The organism is Cupriavidus sp. 01L45 (genome assembly GCF_056399885.1).
The window spans coordinates 20,923-38,589 of sequence record NZ_JBFTSG010000055.1; the positions used below are offsets into that span (position 1 = coordinate 20,923).

Genomic DNA, 17,667 nt, shown 5'->3' on the forward strand with positions numbered 1-17,667 from the left:
GCGCCGAAAAACTTGCCCAACCATGCAAATTGCCAACATGCCCGCCGCAACGCGCTCCCGCTCCATCACCCAGCAAGACGTCTGGCAGGCCGCCGATGCCTTGCTGCTGGCTGGCCAGCGGCCCACCATCGAACGCATCCGGCTGCATCTGGGACGAGGCTCGCCCAATACCGTCAGTCCACACCTGGATGCATGGTTCGCCGGGCTAGGCGCGCGATTGCAGGATCCGCAAGCCTTTGCAGCCCCGGCCGGCCTGCCGGAACCGGTCAACCAGGCCGCCCGCTATCTGTGGGACGCCGCGCAGGCGGAGGCCAGGGCGGCAGTGGCGGCAAGCTACGCATCGCGGGAAGCCGCCCTGGCGCAAGCACGGGAAGCACTCGAAGCGGAGCAGGCAGCGTTGGCCCAGGAACGCGCCATCCTGCAAGCCAGGCTGGAAGCCGCGGACAACGCGCTGGCGGAACTCGGCCGCGCGCGCGACGAGGCCAGCGAACGCGCTGCCCACGCCGAAGCAAGGCTGCTGGCGCAGCAGGCCGACAACGAGACGCTGCGGGCCACGCTGGCGCGCTTACAGGAAGAAAAGGACGCGATGCTGCGCGACACCGCAGCCCAGCGCACCGCCTGGGACAAGGAACGCGAAACCATGGCAGAGCGTTCTGGCGCCAATGAACGGCGCATGGCGCTGGAACTGGACGCGGCGCGCGTTGCGGCAAGGGAAGGGCAGCGGTTGCTGGAGAGCCAGCGGAAGGCCGCGCAACAGAAGCTGATTGAAGCCGCCGACAGCGCGGGGCGGCAAGCCGAGGAAATCACACAACTCGGCAATGCGCTGGCCATGAGGGACGAGCGGGTCAGGCAGCAGGATGGGCTGCTGGCGGAATATCGGCAGTTGCTGGAGACCCGCGCCGAGGCGGAGGCGGATGGGGTGCGGTCCGCTAGCGCGCCCGGCCGGCAGAGTCCGGCCCGGGCAAGGCCGCTCAGGCCCGTTCGGCGGCCGCGCTTCAAGGTTTAGCGGAATATGCGCCCGATCAGGCGATCCGACGTGGCTGAAGAATCGGGAAAATACTTGAGCTTACAGCCTCAAGCATTTGATTTTATTACATAAAAAATGAATCATGAGCTGGCATCTTCCACGGATCGCGGGGCGGGTTGTTGGCGGCAAGCTCCGCACGGCCATCACAAGCCGGAAGGGCCGACAGATAGAATGTAAAACATCAAGTTATCGCTATAAAAAATTGATTTTATTCAGAAAATTTACAGAACAAGGGAAGCCGCCAGAACGCAAATAGCATGACGAAGCAAATCAAGATCAATCCGGCGATCTGGTCATCTTCGCCGCGACTGACGGCATGGACTCATCTCTCGCACCGCCCCCGCAGCAGCCGCCCCGGCAACGCCCCCGTCGCCACCTTGTTCTCAAAAATCGGCACGCCCGCCACCACCGTAGCGACATAGCCATCGGCTTCCTGCACCAGCCGCCGCCCGCCGGCCGGCAGGTCGAAAGCCATACGCGGCGCATGCAGGCGCAGGCGCGCGTAGTCGATAACGTTCACATCCGCCTTCATGCCGGGCAGCAGCGTGCCGCGATCGGTCATCCCGTAAAGCCGCGCGGTGTCGGCAGACTGGCGCTTGACCATGGCTTCGAGCGCGAGCCGCGGGCCCCGGCTGCGCTCGCGGGCCCAGTGGGTCAGCATGAAGGTTGGCATGCTGACATCGCAGATATAGCCGCAATGCGCGCCACCATCGGACAGGCTGTTGACGGTGGCCGGATGCTGAAGCATCTCGTGCAGGTGGGAGAGCGTGCCGTAGGAGTAGTTGAAGCTGGGGTAGTAGAGGATGGCCTTGCCGTCGTTGGCCAGCATCAGGTCATAGATGATGGCAAGCGGCTCCTGGCCGCGGCTGGCGGCGATGGCGGCGACGCTCTTCTCGGGCGCCGGTTCGTAGTCCGGCGATTCGCCCAGCGGAAAAATGCGCGGGTAGTTGGCGAACATGGATTCGATGCCGCGGTCCATGCGTGCGCGCGGCTCGGACAGGATGCGTGCACGCACCGCAGGGTCGCGCAAGCGGGCAATGCGCGCCTCGAAGGACAGGGCGGCGAGCTCGATAAAGGCCGGGCTGGCGATAAAGGGATGCAGGCTGCTTTGCCAGGAGAACAGCAGGCCCAACGGCCGGCCGCTGATGCCCCCATACAATGGCACCCCCTCGGCATGCGCGCGGTCGAGCGTGGTCATCAGGTCGCGCCACAGGTCCGGAGCCGGATCAGTCTGCTGCAGGTTGAACAGCACCGGCAGGCCAGTGTGGCGCGCCAGCCGTTCCAGCCAGGGCAGCTCGTTATCCATCGACACGTGATTGGCCGTCATCTGGAAGACCCCGTGCCCGGCCTCGCCCAGCACGCGGCCGAGCCGGGTGATTTCTTCTCCGGTGACGAAGGTGCCGGGCGGGTACTTGCGTTCATCGTACTTATGCAGGAAGGTCCGCGAGGTGGAGAAACCCAACGCGCCAGCGTCCATGCCCTGGCGTACCAGTTCGCACATCTGGTCGAGATCGTCGGGCGTGGCTTCGTCGTGATCAATGCCGCGATCGCCCATCACGTAGGCGCGCAGCGCGGCATGCGGAATCTGGGCGCCGATATCCAGCGCCTTGGGGCGACGGTCCAGCGCATCGAGATATTCCGGGAAGGTCTCCCAGTCCCACTGGATGCCCTCGGACAGCACCGAACCGGGAATATCTTCGACGCCCTCCATGACCTTGATCAGCCAGGCGCGGTCGGCGGGGCGCACCGGCGCGAAGCCGACCCCGCAGTTGCCCATCACGGCCGTGGTGACGCCGTGGCCGGTGGACGGAGAAAGGTAGGGATCCCAGGTGGCTTGCCCGTCGTAGTGCGTGTGGATGTCAATCCAGCCGGGCGTGACGAGAGCGCCTGCTGCGTCCAGCTCGCGCCGCGCGGAGCCCGCCTTGCCGCCAACCTGGCTGATCATGCCGCCGTCGATCGCGAGGTCGCCCTGAAAGCTCTCGCGGCCGGTGCCGTCGAYGATGGTGCCGCTGCGGATGACTAAGTCATGCATGGAATCTGTTCCTTCTGTCTTGATGAGAGTGCAGTAAATTGCGGCCCCGGGGACGGGCGCGGATGGCCGGCTAATCGAGCTTCAAGCCGATCCGTTTGATCACCGCGCCCCAGCGGTCGTAGTCCTGCGCAACGATCTTCCTGAAGGCGTCCGGCCCGGCGCCGCTGAGATCGTTGCCCTGCGCGCGGATCATCTCGGCGATATCCGGCGCCTGCGCCGCGGCGCGGAACGTATCGGCGATCTTCTGCGCGACTGGCGCGGGCAGGTTGCCTGGGCCGAACAGGCCTTGCCAGCCGACGATGTCGAGTCCCTCCACGCCTTGCTCCGCCATGGTGGGCAGCTCGGGCAGCACCGCCAGGCGCTTGTCGGCGGCCACGCCAAGCAGCTTGACCTTGCCGGCGCGGGCGTTCTCCACGGCGGTGGCGGTGCCGTCGAAGTAGACCTGCACGTCGCCGGCCAGCACCGCGCGGGTGGCGTCGGCCGTGCCCTTGTATGGCACGTGGACCATCTGGATGCCAGCGCGCTGCTGCAGGATCTCGCCATTCAGATGCGAGGTGGAACCGAGGCTGTACGAGGCGAAGTTCAGTTCGCCGGGATGCTGCTTCGCGTAGGCGACCAGCTCACGCACATTGCCAAACGGCGCGTTGCGGTTGGCCACCAGCACGGTAGCGGATCGCACCAGCTGGACCACGGGGGTGAAGTCCTTGAACGGGTCGTACGGGAGCTTGCTGTACAGGTGCGGATTCTGCGTATGCGTGACGACGATGGTGTAGAGCAGGGTGTGCCCGTCCGCCGGGGCCCGCGCCACATCCTGCGCGCCGATGAAGGTGCCGGCACCGGGCTTGTTGTCGATGATGATATTGGCGCCCGACTGCTCCGAGGCACGCTTGGCGATCAGTCGCAGCAGGGCGTCGCCGCCGGAGCCCGCAGTAAATGGCACGACCACGCGCACGGGCTTGCCGGGCTGCGGCCAGTCAGTCGCTGCGGCCGCCCTTGCGATCGGGCTGCCCAGCATGCCCGCGGCGATGGCGAGCGCCGGGATTGACAGGCGCGACAGGGCGCGTCGCCTGGGATTGGGGCGGTTCATTTTGTCTCCTTCTCCATGTCTGGATGGCGCAGCCGTTGTGCTCTGGATGTTGGCGCGAGTGACGCCCTGGCCGGTCTGCGTGCTGAGTATAGGTATTGCGTTGCCGCCAAATCAAATGCATATTTATCGCCGTTTCGATAAATTAAATGCATATGCTTAGCCTGCGACGCCTGGAGCACTTTGCCGTGCTGGTGGAAGAACGGAGTTTTTCGCGGGCGGCGCGCCGGCTGAACCTGACGCAGCCAGCGCTGACGCGCAGCATCCAGACGCTGGAAGAAACCCTCGGCCTGCAGCTGGTGGACCGCGCCGCCAGCGGGTTGCTGCCCACCGAATCGGGCCGCATGGTACTGGCGCGCTCACAGCGCATGCTCGGCGACCTTCGCGCCCTGCAGCGCGAGGCCGAGCGCATGCGCGGCTTTGAAAGCGGCGTTATTGAATTTGGCGTGGGCTCGTTCCCCGCGGCGGCTTTCCTGGGCCCGGTGCTGACCCGCCTGGCGCGCGAGTATCCCGGGCTTTCGGTACGGGTAGAGACGGAGAGCTGGCGCCGCTTGCTGGAAAAGCTGCAGCGCGACGAACTCGACTTCGTGGTCGCGGTAACGCACAGCCTGCCGCCGCCGGCTGATTTCCAGGTGCGCGCGTTGCGGGCTCAGCGCATGGGCTTCTTCGTCAATCCTGGCCACCCCCTGGCCGCGCTGGCGGGCGATGAGATACGGGGCAGGATGGCCGGATACGGACTGGCGACGACCAAGCTGCCGCCCCGCGCCCGTGAGGAAGTGGCGGCGCTATTCAGGCTGGATGGACCCGAAGCGCTGCCAGTGCGGCTGGAGTGCGACAACGTCGAGGTGCTGTGCGAAGTGGCGATGTCTACCGATACCGTCCTGTTCGCGACGCACGAGGCCGTCCACGCGGAGTTGGCGGCAGGCAGCCTGCTGCCGCTGGCGCTGGACTATCTGTCTCCCGCGCCACTGCCCCTGATGCTGGTCTATCCGGGAGGCCGAAGCCTGTCCGGCGCGGCGGAACTGCTGATCGGCATGATCGAAGCGGCTGTGGGCGCGGGGGCGGCGAGATAAACAGGTGGCGGGCCCGCGGCCCGCCATCTTCATTTCACCCGCAGCAAGTGTTTCTGGATCTTCCCGCTCGTGGTCTTGGGCAGCGCATCCACAAAGTAATACCGGCGCGRCCGCTTATAGGCGGCCAGCCGGTCCCCGTGCACCAGGAAACCGTCGAGCACTTCCGCGCTGGCTTGCGCCCCCGCCTTGGCCACCACGTAGGCGCAGACCAACTGCCCCCAGGTGGCGTCGGCCTCGCCGATGACGGCGACTTCCAGCACGGCCGGATGCTCGATCAGCGCATCCTCCACCTCGCGCGGATACACATTCTCGGCCCCTGAGTTGATCATGTAGTCGATACGGTCGCGCACCCACAGGTAGCCGTCTTCATCCAGGCTGCCGAGGTCGCCGGTGTGGTACCAGCCGTGAGCAAGTGCGCGCGCGTTGGCGTCCGGACGGTTCAGGTAGCCGGCCATCATGCACGGCCCGCGCACCAGGATCTCGCCGACTTCGCCGGGCGCGCAACGCTCGGCCGGATCGGTAGGCGCGCCGTCTTCGCGCAAGGCCGCTACCACCAGATCATGGTTGAGCGAGGGCAGGCCGGCCGAGCCGGCGTGGCTGAGTTGCTCGTGCGGATACAGCACCGACATGCAGGGTCCCATCTCGGTGGTGCCGTAGACCTGCACCAGCCCGGCGCCGACGGTACGGTCCCACTCGCGGATCAGGTGCGGCGCCATCGATGCGCCGCCATACTCGACCAGCCGCAGCGACGACAAATCGCGCGTGTGGGCCTCCGGGTGGTTGAGCATCATGCCGACCATCGTCGGCGCGGCGAAAAAGTGCGTGACTTTTTCCGCTTCCACCAATTGCCAGGCTTCGCCCGCATCGAAGCGCCGCTGCAGCACCTGCGTGGCGCCCAGGTGCAGGCGCGGCAGGAAGCTGGTGTGCAGTTCCGCCGTGTGGTTGAGCGGGGCGATCGACAGGCCGACGTCCTCGCGGGAGAGCGTCATCGCCTGATGCATCATCGCGTTGTGTGCGAGCTTGCTGCGGTGGGTGTGCAGAACCCCCTTGGGCCGGCCGGTGGTGCCGCTGGTGTACATCAGGATGCAGGGATCGTTCTCCCCGACGGCAATCCCCGGCGCCTCATGCGGCTGGCCTGTGGCAAGCGTGTCCAGGTGATGCGTGGCGAAGGCCGGCGCGGGTTCGGGATCGGCATAGATCCAGCGCGTCGTGCCGGGCGCCAGCCCGGCCGCTTTTTCCACCACCTCCGCACCTTCCCGCTCGAACAGCAGGGCTTTGGCCTTGCCGTCTTCCAGGATGAACGCCAGTTCCTGCGCCGCCAGCCGGTAGTTGACCGGGTTGAAGATCGCGCCCACCCGGGCCGCCGCCAGCATGCTGAAAACGAAGGCCGGCGTGTTGTAGAGGAAGGCCGCGACCACATCGCCGCGGCCGACGCCGATCGACAGCAGGGCGTGGGCGTGGCGGTTCACCTCCGCGTCCAGTTCGGCATAGGTCCAGGTGCGGCGGCTGGCGCCCATGCCGGCAACCAGCGCGGTCTTGCGCGGCAGGTAGCGCGCGGGCCAGGAAAGGGTGTCGCCCAGCGTAAGGACGTGACTCAAGGCAATGCTCCGGCAGCGAGGATGAGGAGACGCCAGCGGCCACGCCGACCGGCGAAAACCGTCGAATATAAAGTCCGCGCCGCTTTTCTGGAAATAACGATTAGCACTGTGCATATATGAATCCGGCGGGGTGAGCGCCGTGCGTTGCCCGCCAGGCAGGAGCCAATTGACGCAAGACGTGCCGGCAGCGTCTGGCTATCGTGCCGGCGAGGGTCGATGCGACATGACAGGCCGACGCATCGGCGACACGCCAATCGCTAGCGGAAGGAAGAGGAAAGCACGTCCATGAACAAGCAAAATCGGCAGGGCAAGGAAACCGTAAGTATCGGCGGCGCCTCGGGCTTCTGGGGCGACAGCGGGATCGGACCGGTGCAGTTGGTGGAGAAGGGCGAGGTCGATTACCTGGTGTTCGACTATCTGGCCGAACTCACCATGTCGCTGCTGGCCGCCGCGCGGCTGAAGAACCCGGAAGCCGGCTATGCGCTGGACTTCGTCACCGGCGCCTTGCGCGCTGTACTCAAGCCTGCCCTCGCGCAGGGCATCCGTATCGTCGGCAATGCCGGCGGCGTGAACCCGCGCGCGTGCGCGGCAGCGGTGCGCAAGCTGGCCGAGGAACTGGGCGTGCCGGTGCGGGTGGCCGTGGTCGATGGCGACGACCTCCTGCCGCAGCTGGATGCGCTGCGGGAGTCCGGCGTGCGGGATATGCAGACCGGCGCCGCCATGCCCGCGCGCATCCTGACCGCCAACGCCTACCTGGGCGCCGTGCCGATCCGGGCCGCGCTGGATGCCGGCGCCGATATCGTGATCACGGGGCGCTGCGTGGACAGCGCGGTGACGCTCGGCGTGCTGATGCATGAGTTCGGCTGGGAGCCGGGGGCGTACGACCTGATGGCGGCGGGCAGCCTGGCTGGACACATCATCGAGTGCGGCTGCCAGGCCACCGGCGGCCTGCACACCGACTGGGAGCAGGTGCCGGACTGGGCCAACATCGGTTATCCGGTGGTGACCTGCCGTTCCGACGGCACCTTCCTGGTCGGCAAGCCGCCCGGCACCGGAGGGTTGGTGAATCCCGCCACGGTCGGCGAGCAGATGCTGTACGAGATCGGCGATCCGGCCGCCTACCTGTTGCCCGACGTGATCTGCGACTTCACGGGCGTCACGCTGCGCCAGGCCGGCCCGGACCTGGTGGAGGTGCAAGGCGCCAGGGGCCGCGCGCCTACCGCCAGCTACAAGGTGTCGGCCACATATGCGGACGGCTACCGCTGTTCGGCGCAACTGACCATCGTCGGCTTCGACGCCGTGCGCAAGGCGCGGCGCAGCGGCGAGGCTTTCCTGGAGCGCAGCCGCGCCTTGCTGGCCCGGGCCGGGCTGCCGGACTTCACCGAGACCCGGCTGGACGTGCTGGGCACCGCCGCGTCCTTTGGCCCGCACGTGCCGCAGCCGCCGTTGTTCGAGGCCGTGATGTGGCTGGCGGTGGCCCACCCGGACAAGCGCGCGCTGGAACTGTTCGCCCGCGAGATCGCGCCGGCTGGCACGTCGTGGTCGCCCGGCACCACCGGGGTGGGCGGGCGGCCTTCCGTCAGCCTGGCCATCAAGCAGTTTCCCTTCCTGGTGCCAAAGACGATGGTCCGGCCCGCCGTCTGGCTGGACGAACAGCCGCTGCCGTTGCCGGCGGCGTTCGTCCCCGGAGACGAAGCCCAGGCCAGCCCGGCCTCCGGAAACGGGGCTGCCACCGCATCCTCCGCGTTCGCCCCGGCGGAGCCCGGCGGAGACTGGGTCGAAGTCCCGTTGATCAGGCTGGCCTATGGCCGCAGCGGCGACAAGGGCGATTTCTCCAACATCGGCATCATCGCGCGCGATGCCGCCTATCTGCCGCTGATCGCGGGGCAACTCAGCGAGGCCGCGGTGGCCGCGTTCCTCGCCCATAACGTGAAGGGCAGGGTGACGCGCTATTTCCTGCCCGGCATCGGCGCCTTCAACTTCCTCTGCGAGCAGGCGCTCGGCGGGGGCGGCATGGCCTCGCTGCGCAACGACCCGCTGGGCAAGGGGATGGGGCAGGTCTTGCTGGCGATGCCGGTGCGGGTCCCGCCCGGGCTGGCCAGGGCACTGGGAGCATGAGCCAGTCCGCGGGCCATGCGGGCATCGGGATAAACCCCATCGGAGCGCTGTTCGGCCGGCTTCGCTGGCATGATGCTGGAGGTGCGGGAAGCCGCGGTGCGGCTGCCGGAGCCCGCGCCTTCTTGCCGAACCAGGTGCCAGCCGTCAGTCACTCGCGGCGCCGCGAACAGTGAGACCAGATGCCGCCAGTCTTGGAATGCAAGCGGGATACCCCGGCCCGGTCCTGCGACCGGCCGAGCGGAAGTTTCATGTGGATCGACCCCGACCGCGTGCTCTACGTCGGCCTGCTTGGCGCGCCGTCGGTGCGCTCCATCGGCGCCATCCTGCTGTATGTGGCGCTGGACGCGCCGTTTCGCCTGAGCGTTGCGCAGGGTGGGTGGGAGACGGCCGAAATTGCATTCGTGCCGCCCTATGTGCCGCACCGCATCGCGTCGGACAGCCGCACTCTCTGCGGCTTCCTGATCGAGCCCGAGACCGTCGATATGTCAGGCTTGCCCGCGCTGCTGCGCGGCCCCGGCGGCGCGCTGGCCGCGCCCCGCCTGGCCCAGCATGCGCGCGACCTGATCGCCCAGTTGCGCGGCATGCACCGGCCGGAACTGGATCCCCGCCTGCTGGATACGCTGTTGCTGGGGGAGCCGCTGCCGCCGCGCGCACTCGACCCCCGTATCGATGCGGCGGTGCGGCAAATCAAGAGCGATCCGGGGAGCCGCAGCGCGGCCACCGATCATGCGCGCGATGCCAACCTGTCGTTCTCGCGTTTCCTGCACCTGTTCAAGGAGGAAGTCGGTACGCCGTTCCGCACCTTCCGTACCTGGAAACGCGCCCGCAGCCTGCTGCACTACGTCACGCAGGAGGCCAACCTGGCGGAAGTCGCGCTGGATACGGGCTATCCGGATTCCACCCATTTCAGCCATTCCATCCGCCGTGTCTACGGCCTCAAGCCGCGGGACATCTTTGCCGGTTCGCGCAAGCTGGCGCTGCATGGGCTGCCGCCGCTGACAGCCTGCCGCCCGCTGTAGGCCGGCGGCGACCAGTTGGCGCAAGATCGCCGGGGCGCCTTGCGTCACAATGGCGGCCAACGACAATCAGCCCGTCAAGGGCAGCGGGATACCACCCCATGAAAGAGACCTGCCAGGACCTGCTGGCCGAATACAACGAGTTGCACGCGCTTGCCGCCTCGCTCAGCCCCGCGCAATGGCGCCAGCCCAGCGCCTTCCATGACTGGAGCGCGTGGGACGAGATTGCCCACCTGTGCTATTTCGACCAGACCGCGCTGCAGTCCGCCACCGATCCGGAAGCCTTCCTGCGTGACGCGCAGGCGCTCAACACGCTGATGGCGGCGGGCGGGCATATCAGCGCTGTGGCGCGGGAAGTCTACGGCCACCTCGACGGGCCGGCACTTCTGGCGTATTGGCAGCCCGTGTACGAGCGGCTGGTGCAGACCCTTGCCGCGCTCGATCCCAAAGCGCGCCTGCCCTGGTACGGGCCGCCCATGAGCGCACGCAGCTTTGCCACTGCGCGGCTGATGGAGACCTGGGCGCATGGCCAGGATGTCTGGGACACGGCGGGCCGGGCGCGCGCGCCCACGGCCCGCCTGAAGCATATCGCGCATATCGGCGCCACCACCTATGGGTGGACCTTCGTCAATCGCGGCGAGCCGGTGCCGGGGCCGGCGCCGTACGTGGAACTCAGCGCGCCCGATGGCGGGCAATGGACCTGGAACGAACCCCAGCCGGACAATTTCGTACGCGGCAGCGCGGAGGATTTCTGCCTGCTGGTCACTCAGCGCCGCCACCTGGACGACACCCGGCTGCGGTACAGCCCGGGCCCGGCGCAACGATGGCTGGCGCAGGCACAGTGCTTCGCGGGGCCACCCGCCACCGGACCGGCCGCCGGCACGCGTGTATTGCGCACGGCGCCCGCGGAGTGAACGGGTTCGCACTACCGCAGTGCGTGGCGGCCGGCGAACCGCTCACGCTGGCACTGGCCGCCGGGATCGATTCGGCCCTGCGTGCCCTCAGCGTGGACCCGGCCGAAACCTGCCTGTCCGAACACGCCTTCGCCAACCTGTATCTGTTCCGGCAAGCCCACGCCTACCGGTACTTTGGCGGCCGCTATCCGCATATCAGCGGCCTGACCTATGACGGCGCGCGCCACGCGCTGCCGCTGTTCGATCTCGCCACGGCGCCGCGCCACGTCCTGCAGGCGCTGCTTTGCGAGCACCATTGTTTCTATCCGCTTTCCTCGGCCCAGATGGCGCGCCTCGATCCCGCCGTCTTCACCGGGAACGAAGCGCGTGCCGACGCCGACTATCTCTATCCGGCCGCCAACTTTGCGGGCTATCGCGGTACCACCCTGGCCAAGAAGCGCAACCTCATGAAGCAACTGCTGGCCGCGCATGCCGTCACCGCGCGGCCCTACCACGCCGGACTCGCCCGGAAAGCCCTCTCCGTGCACGAAGGATGGATGCACGCCAGGCACAAGGCCCAGGGCGAGGCCGATGACGCGCCGTGCGGCGAGGCTTTGCTGCACGCCGGTGCGCTGGGGCTGGAAGGCTTCTTGTACGAAGTGGCCGGGCAACCGGTGGGCTTCTTGCTGGCGCAGGAGATCCGCCCGGCGGTCTTCGCCATGCGCTTTGCCAAGGGCCTGGTGGCTTTCAAGGGCATCTACCAGTACATGTTCCACCATTTCTGCACGGCCTTCGCCCGCCCGGTGGCATGGCTGAATTTCGAGCAGGACTTGGGGTTGGAAAACTTCCGGCAGACCAAGCTTTCGTATGCGCCCGGCGCCTTGCTGCCGAAGTACCGGGTGCGGCTGCGCGCGGACTGAATGGCGGCCGCTGGCCGGTTTGCGCTGGTTCTGAAACCGCACCCCCAAAGGCCCGAAGCAGCACAGCCAGTTCTCGCAAGACCGTACCGCCTCCCACCCCTACCATGACTTCACACCGGCGCACTGCCGCCTCGAGCAACGTGAAACCCACATGGCAAATATCGAATCCAGACTCTCCGCCGGCAGCGAAGCATTCCAGGCCAACCGCGCCGGCATGCTAGCCCTGCTGGAACGTATCCGCGCCTTCGAACAGCGTGCCGCCAATACGTCAGCCGCATCGCGCGCGCGCTTCGAGAAGCGCGGGCAGTTGCTGCCGCGCGAGCGCCTGGCGCTGCTGCTTGACCCGGGCGCACCGTTCATCGAACTGTCGTCGCTGGCCGGGCTGGGGCTGGACAACCCCGACCTGGACAAGAGCGTACCCGGCGGCGGCCTGATCGCCGGCATCGGCTTTGTATCGGGCCTGCGCTGCATGATCAGCGCCTCGGACGCCGGCATCAACGCCGGCGCCTTGCAGCCCAAGGGGCTGGACAAGCAACTGCGCGCGCAAGAACTCGCGCTCGAAAACAAGCTGCCGTACGTGCAACTGGTAGAGAGCGCCGGCGCCAACCTGATGACCTACAAGGTCGAGGATTTCGTGCGCGGCGGCAACCTGTTCCGCAATCTGGCGCGCCTGTCGGCGGCCGGCCTGCCGGTGGTGACCGTGACGCATGGCTCCTCCACCGCCGGCGGGGCCTACCAGACCGGTTTGTCGGACTACATCATCATGGTGCGGGGCCGTTCGCGCGCGTTCCTGGCCGGGCCGCCGCTGCTGATGGCGGCCACCGGCGAGGTAGCCACCGAGGAGGAGCTGGGCGGCGCGGTGATGCATACCTCGGTTTCCGGCCTGGGCGACTACCTGGCCGAAGACGATCGCGATGCGCTGCGGATTGCGCGCGAGATCCTGGGCAAGATCGACTGGAACCGCGACCAGCCCGCCGCCGCGCCGCGCGCGTTCAAGCCGCCGCGCTACGACGCCGAGGAACTGCTCGGCGTGATGCCGATGGACCACAAGCGCCCCGTCGACATGAAGGAGGTGATCGCGCGCATTGCGGACGATTCCGACTTCCTTGAATTCGGCGAGAACTATGGCGGCGCCACCGTGTGCGGCCATATCAAGATCGAAGGCTGGCCGCTGGGCATCATCACCAACAACGGCCCCATCGATCCCGCCGGCGCGACCAAGGCCACCCACTTTATCCAGGCCTGCTGCCAGTCGCGCACGCCCATCCTCTACCTGAACAACACCACCGGCTTCATGGTGGGCCGCAGCTACGAGGAAGCCGGCATGATCAAGCACGGCTCCAAGATGATCCAGGCGGTGAGCAACGCCACCGTGCCGCAGATCACCATCTACTGCGGCGCCTCGTTCGGCGCGGGCAACTATGGCATGTGCGGGCGGGGCTTCCATCCGCGCTTCTGCTTCTCCTGGCCCAATGCCAAGACCGCGGTGATGGGCGGCGAACAGGCGGCCCGCACCATGGCCATCGTCACGGAGGCCGCCATGAAGCGCAAAGGCGGGGAGGCTGACTCCGACCAGCTTGAGGCGTTGCAGAAGGGCATCGTGGAGCGCTTCGACCGCCAGATGAGCGTGTTCGTCACCAGCGCCCATGTGCTGGACGATGGCGTGATCGACCCGCGCAATACGCGTGCGGTGCTGGCCAATGTGCTGGCCGTCTGCCGCGAGGGCGACGCCAGGACACCGCAACCCATGCAATTCGCCGTGGCGCGGCCCTGACCTGAAGGCCACGGCCCCATCCGGAACATAAGACAAGAACACAGAGAACAGAGAACGGAGACCCGAGACATGCAACTCACCCCCGAACACGAGGCGCTGCGCGCCACCATCAAGCGCTTTATCGCCGAGCAGATCAATCCGTACGTGGATGCCTGGGAAGAGGCCGAGATCTTCCCGGCGCATGAAGTCTTCCGCAAGATGGGCGAGCTTGGCCTGCTGGGCCTGTCCAAGCCGGAGGAGGATGGCGGCATGGGCCTCGATTACTCCTACAGCGCGGTGCTGGCTGAGACGCTGTCCGATATCAACTGCGGCGGCGTGCCGATGGCCATCGGCGTGCAGACCGACATGGCCACGCCGGCCCTGGCCCACCACGGCAGCGCGGAGTTGCGCCGCGAATTCCTGGCACCCGCGATCCGCGGCGAGTACGTGGCCTGCCTGGGCGTCTCGGAGGTGGGCAGCGGCTCCGACGTGGCCTCGATCAAGACCACGGCGCGGCGCGACGGCGACGACTATATCATCAACGGCGGCAAGATGTGGACCACCAACGGCACCCAGGCGGATTTCTGCTGCGTGCTGGCCAATACGTCGGACGGGGCCCCGCACCGCAACAAGACGCTGATCGTGGTGCCAATGAAGACCCGGGGCGTCTCGGTGGCCAAGAAGATCCGCAAGATCGGCATGGACTCGTCCGATACCGCGCAGCTTTACTTCGACGATGTGCGCGTGCCGCAGCGCTACCGCATCGGCCAGGAAGGCATGGGCTTTACCTACCAGATGGAGCAGTTCCAGGTGGAGCGGCTGTGGGGTGCCCTGAGCTCATGCAGCCGGTGCGCCAAGGCCATCGACCTCACCATCGAGTACACCCGCGAGCGCAAGGCCTTTGGCCGCTCCATCCTGGACAACCAGTGGGTGCACTACACCCTGGCCGAACTGCAGACCGAGGTGGAAGCGCTGCACGCGCTGTGCTGGCGCGCCGTGGAGATGATGGTGCGGGGCGAGGATGCCACGCGCCTGGCCACCATGGCCAAGCTCAAGGCGGGCCGGCTGTCGCGCGAGGTAGCGGATCGCTGCCTGCAGTTCTGGGGCGGCATGGGCTATGTGCTGGAAAGCCCGATCTCGCGCATCTTCCGGGACGGGCGGCTCACCTCCATCGGCGGCGGCGCCGACGAGGTCATGATGCAGATCCTGTGCAAGTTCATGGGGACGTTTCCCCAGGCGAAGTAAGCGTTCAAAGCTAAAGACCAGAACAGGCCACCATGAAGCAGCCCACGCCATTCCACAAGATCCTGATCGCCAATCGCGGCGAAATCGCCCTGCGCGTGATGCGCAGCGCCACCGCGCTGGGCTACCGCACGGTGGCGGTCTACTCCAGCGCCGACGCCGATGCGCGGCATGTCCACGAGGCCGGCCAGGCGGTGCATATCGGCGAGGCGCAGCCGGCGCAATCCTACCTGCGCATCGACGCCATCATCGAGGCCGCCAGGCGTTGCGGCGCCGATGCGGTGCATCCCGGCTACGGCTTCCTGGCCGAGAACGCCGCCTTCGCGCGGGCCTGCCGCGAGGCGGGGCTGGTGTTTATCGGCCCGTCCGCCGAGTCCATCGTGGCGATGGGCAACAAGGCCGGCGCCAAGCGCCTGATGATGGCGGCCGGCGTGCCCTGCATCCCCGGCTACCAGGGCGAAGACCAGGATGAAGCGCGCCTGTGCGCCGAAGCCGGACGCATCGGCTTTCCGGTGATGATCAAGGCCACGGCGGGCGGAGGCGGGCGCGGCATGCGGCTGGTGCCCGATGCGCGGTCGTTCCCCGAACTGCTGCGTAGCGCGCGCTCGGAGGCGCAGGGCGCCTTCGGCGATCCGGAGGTGATTCTGGAGCGGGCCGTGATCGAACCACGCCATATCGAGATCCAGATCCTGGCCGACCGTTATGGCAACGCCATCCACCTGGGCGAGCGCGACTGCTCGGTGCAGCGGCGCCACCAGAAGCTGATCGAGGAAGCGCCATCGCCGGCGGTGAGCCCCGAGTTGCGGGCCCGCATGGGCGCCACCGCCGTGGCCGCCGTCAAGGCGATCGGCTATGAAGGCGCCGGCACGCTGGAGTTCCTGCTGGACCGCGACGGTAATTACTACTTCATGGAAATGAACACGCGGCTGCAGGTGGAGCATCCCGTGACGGAGGCGATCACCGGCCTGGACCTGGTGGCGCTGCAATTGCGGATCGCCGCCGGCGAGCCGCTGCCGCTGGCGCAGGAAGACGTCACCTTCTCCGGCCACGCCATCGAAGTGCGGCTGTGCGCCGAAGACGCCGACCGGGGCTTCATGCCGCAAAGCGGCGCCATTGCGTTGTGGCAGGCGCCGGCCGCCTTGCGGGTGGAGCATGCGCTGGGCAGTGGCGCGGCGATTCCGCCTTACTACGACTCCATGATCGCCAAGCTGGTCAGCCACGGCGGCACGCGCGACGAAGCCTGCCGCAAGCTGTCCCGCGGACTGGAAGACCTGGTGGCGCTCGGCGTGACCACCAACCAGGTATTCCTGGGCCGCTGCCTGGCGCATCCGGCCTTTGCCGCGGGCGAAGCCACCACGGCCTTCATCGGCCAGCACCAGGATGCGCTGTTGCGGCCCGACGCGCCGCTGCGCCGGCGTGCGGCCGCGCTGGCCGCGCTGCTGCTGTACGAGACTTCCCCCGAGCGTCAGCCCGGAGCGCCCGCCGCCAGCCTGGCGCCGACGCTGCCGATCGGCCTGCGCTACCGGCTCGACGGGGCGGAGCATCAGGCCACGCTGGCGTTCGGCGGCGGCAATCGCTTTGAAGTCGCCATGGGCGAAACACGTTTCGCCTTCGAGACCCTTGCGCTGGGCGAGCATGCCGTGCGGTTCCGCTGCGACGGCGTGGTCGAGAGCGCGGACTTCCATCGCGACGGCAACACGCTGCTGCTGCAATACCAGGGCGCGCCGCTGCGCGTCGAGGACCATACGCGGGCGGCGGCCGCGCGGGCCGGCGAAGCCGCCGGCGATGGCAAGCTGCGCGCCTCGATGAACGGCCGGGTGGTCAATGTCATGGTTGCCGCCGGCGACCAGGTCGAAGCCGGCCAGCCCATGGTGACGCTGGAAGCCATGAAGATGGAGCATATCCACGTGGCGCCCGCTGCCGGGCGGGTCGGCGCCGTGCATGTGCAGATCGGCGACCAGGCCGCGGCCATGCGCGTGATCGCGGAGATCGAGTTCGCGGCGACGCCGGCTGAGCCGGTGAAGGCAGCCGCTTGAACCGCCTCTGCCTCTTCCTTCTCCTTTTCCCGAACACAGACACAGCCTATCCGGCGGAGCACCATGAGCGAATCGGAAACCCCAGCCGTCCTGCATGAAAAACGCGGCGCCGCGTTCTGGATCACCATCAACCGGCCCGACAAGCGCAACGCCATCAACAAGGAAGTGGTGGATGGCATCCGCGCCGGCTACCGGGCGGCTCACGCCGATCCGGCCATCCGCGCCATCGTACTCACCGGCGCCGGCGACAAGGCCTTTTGCGCCGGTGGCGACCTGCAACCGGGCAAGGGCTTTGCCTTCGACCTGTCGCGGCCTAATGTGGACTACGCCGACATGCTGCGCGAGGCGCAGCAGGCCACGCTGCCCAGCATCGCGCGGATCAACGGCACCTGCATGGCAGGCGGCATGGGACTGCTGTGCATGACGGACATGGCGGTGGCCGCCGACAACGTGCTGTTTGGCCTGCCCGAAGTCAAGGTAGGGGTGTTCCCGATGCAGGTGCTGAGCCTGCTGCAGACGCTGGCGCCACCCCGGCTGGTGCGCGAATGGTGCATCAGCGGCGAGCCGTTTTCCGCCGCCGAGGCCAAGGCCGCCGGGCTGGTCAACCACCTGGCCGCGCCGGGCGAGCTGGACGCCCGGACCGAATGGCTGATCGCCCGCGTGGCCGACAAGTCGCCCACTGCGATACGGCGCGGCAAGTACGCCATGCAGGCGATGGCGTCGATGAGCTTCGCGGAGGGCATCGCCTATACCGAAAGCCAGATCGCGCTGCTGGCCATGACCGAAGATGCCCGCGAAGGGCTGGCCGCCTTCAACGAGAAGCGCAAGCCGGTCTGGACGGGGAAGTAGACCGCGAAGCAGATCGGGCAAATCGA

Annotated in this window: 13 protein-coding genes; 10 read left to right on the plus strand and 3 right to left on the minus strand. The window is 67.5% G+C overall.

Annotated features, from left to right (window positions below; translation table 11 throughout):
• The first annotated feature begins 37 nt into the window (after positions 1 to 37).
• Positions 38 to 1,006: a DNA-binding protein gene (locus AC1DT6_RS30620; protein ID WP_477115178.1), complete on the plus strand. Its 969-nt coding sequence runs from the start codon at positions 38 to 40 to the stop codon at positions 1,004 to 1,006.
• A 343-nt stretch (positions 1,007 to 1,349) separates the two neighbouring features.
• On the opposite strand, the gene AC1DT6_RS30625 is transcribed toward AC1DT6_RS30620, so the two are convergent.
• Together AC1DT6_RS30625 and AC1DT6_RS30630 are read right to left on the minus strand one after the other, a co-directional pair.
• On the minus strand, positions 1,350 to 3,059 hold the full coding sequence (locus AC1DT6_RS30625; protein ID WP_477115179.1) for an N-acyl-D-amino-acid deacylase family protein: 1,710 nt from the start codon (positions 3,057 to 3,059) through the stop codon (positions 1,350 to 1,352).
• A 70-nt stretch (positions 3,060 to 3,129) separates the two neighbouring features.
• Positions 3,130 to 4,146, minus strand: coding sequence for a Bug family tripartite tricarboxylate transporter substrate binding protein (locus AC1DT6_RS30630; RefSeq protein ID WP_276285945.1), 1,017 nt, complete (start codon positions 4,144 to 4,146; stop codon positions 3,130 to 3,132).
• A 146-nt stretch (positions 4,147 to 4,292) separates the two neighbouring features.
• Here AC1DT6_RS30630 and AC1DT6_RS30635 point away from each other — a divergent pair, with 146 nt between their 5' ends.
• On the plus strand, positions 4,293 to 5,216 hold the full coding sequence (locus AC1DT6_RS30635; RefSeq protein WP_441629596.1) for a LysR family transcriptional regulator: 924 nt from the start codon (positions 4,293 to 4,295) through the stop codon (positions 5,214 to 5,216).
• 29 nt (positions 5,217 to 5,245) lie between these two features.
• On the opposite strand, the gene AC1DT6_RS30640 is transcribed toward AC1DT6_RS30635, so the two are convergent.
• Entirely contained in the window at positions 5,246 to 6,814 is a 1,569-nt protein-coding gene (locus AC1DT6_RS30640; protein WP_477115180.1) for a fatty acid--CoA ligase, read from the minus strand.
• Positions 6,815 to 7,099: 285 nt separating this feature from the next.
• On the opposite strand from AC1DT6_RS30640, the gene AC1DT6_RS30645 reads away from it, so the two are divergent.
• The 8 genes from AC1DT6_RS30645 (at position 7,100) to AC1DT6_RS30680 (ending at position 17,641) form a co-directional block, all read left to right on the plus strand.
• The gene (locus AC1DT6_RS30645) at positions 7,100 to 8,932 is read left to right on the plus strand and encodes an acyclic terpene utilization AtuA family protein (protein WP_441629598.1); all 1,833 of its coding nucleotides are present in this window, start codon (positions 7,100 to 7,102) and stop codon (positions 8,930 to 8,932) included.
• 248 nt (positions 8,933 to 9,180) lie between these two features.
• The gene (locus AC1DT6_RS30650) at positions 9,181 to 9,951 is read left to right on the plus strand and encodes an AraC family transcriptional regulator (RefSeq protein ID WP_441629599.1); all 771 of its coding nucleotides are present in this window, start codon (positions 9,181 to 9,183) and stop codon (positions 9,949 to 9,951) included.
• A gap of 98 nt (positions 9,952 to 10,049) precedes the next feature.
• Positions 10,050 to 10,862: a TIGR03084 family metal-binding protein gene (locus AC1DT6_RS30655; protein WP_441629600.1), complete on the plus strand. Its 813-nt coding sequence runs from the start codon at positions 10,050 to 10,052 to the stop codon at positions 10,860 to 10,862.
• Positions 10,859 to 11,761: a phosphatidylglycerol lysyltransferase domain-containing protein gene (locus tag AC1DT6_RS30660; protein ID WP_441629601.1), complete on the plus strand. Its 903-nt coding sequence runs from the start codon at positions 10,859 to 10,861 to the stop codon at positions 11,759 to 11,761. The genes AC1DT6_RS30655 and AC1DT6_RS30660 overlap by 4 nt, the downstream gene beginning before the upstream one ends.
• A 151-nt stretch (positions 11,762 to 11,912) precedes the next feature.
• Positions 11,913 to 13,535, plus strand: coding sequence for an acyl-CoA carboxylase subunit beta (locus AC1DT6_RS30665; RefSeq protein ID WP_276285952.1), 1,623 nt, complete (start codon positions 11,913 to 11,915; stop codon positions 13,533 to 13,535).
• Between the two features lie 69 nt (positions 13,536 to 13,604).
• On the plus strand, positions 13,605 to 14,759 hold the full coding sequence (locus tag AC1DT6_RS30670; RefSeq protein ID WP_276285953.1) for an acyl-CoA dehydrogenase family protein: 1,155 nt from the start codon (positions 13,605 to 13,607) through the stop codon (positions 14,757 to 14,759).
• Between the two features lie 32 nt (positions 14,760 to 14,791).
• Positions 14,792 to 16,792, plus strand: coding sequence for an acetyl/propionyl/methylcrotonyl-CoA carboxylase subunit alpha (locus AC1DT6_RS30675; protein WP_441629602.1), 2,001 nt, complete (start codon positions 14,792 to 14,794; stop codon positions 16,790 to 16,792).
• Positions 16,793 to 16,855: 63 nt separating this feature from the next.
• Positions 16,856 to 17,641, plus strand: coding sequence for an enoyl-CoA hydratase/isomerase family protein (locus AC1DT6_RS30680; RefSeq protein WP_441629603.1), 786 nt, complete (start codon positions 16,856 to 16,858; stop codon positions 17,639 to 17,641).
• The last annotated feature ends 26 nt before the right edge of the window (positions 17,642 to 17,667 follow it).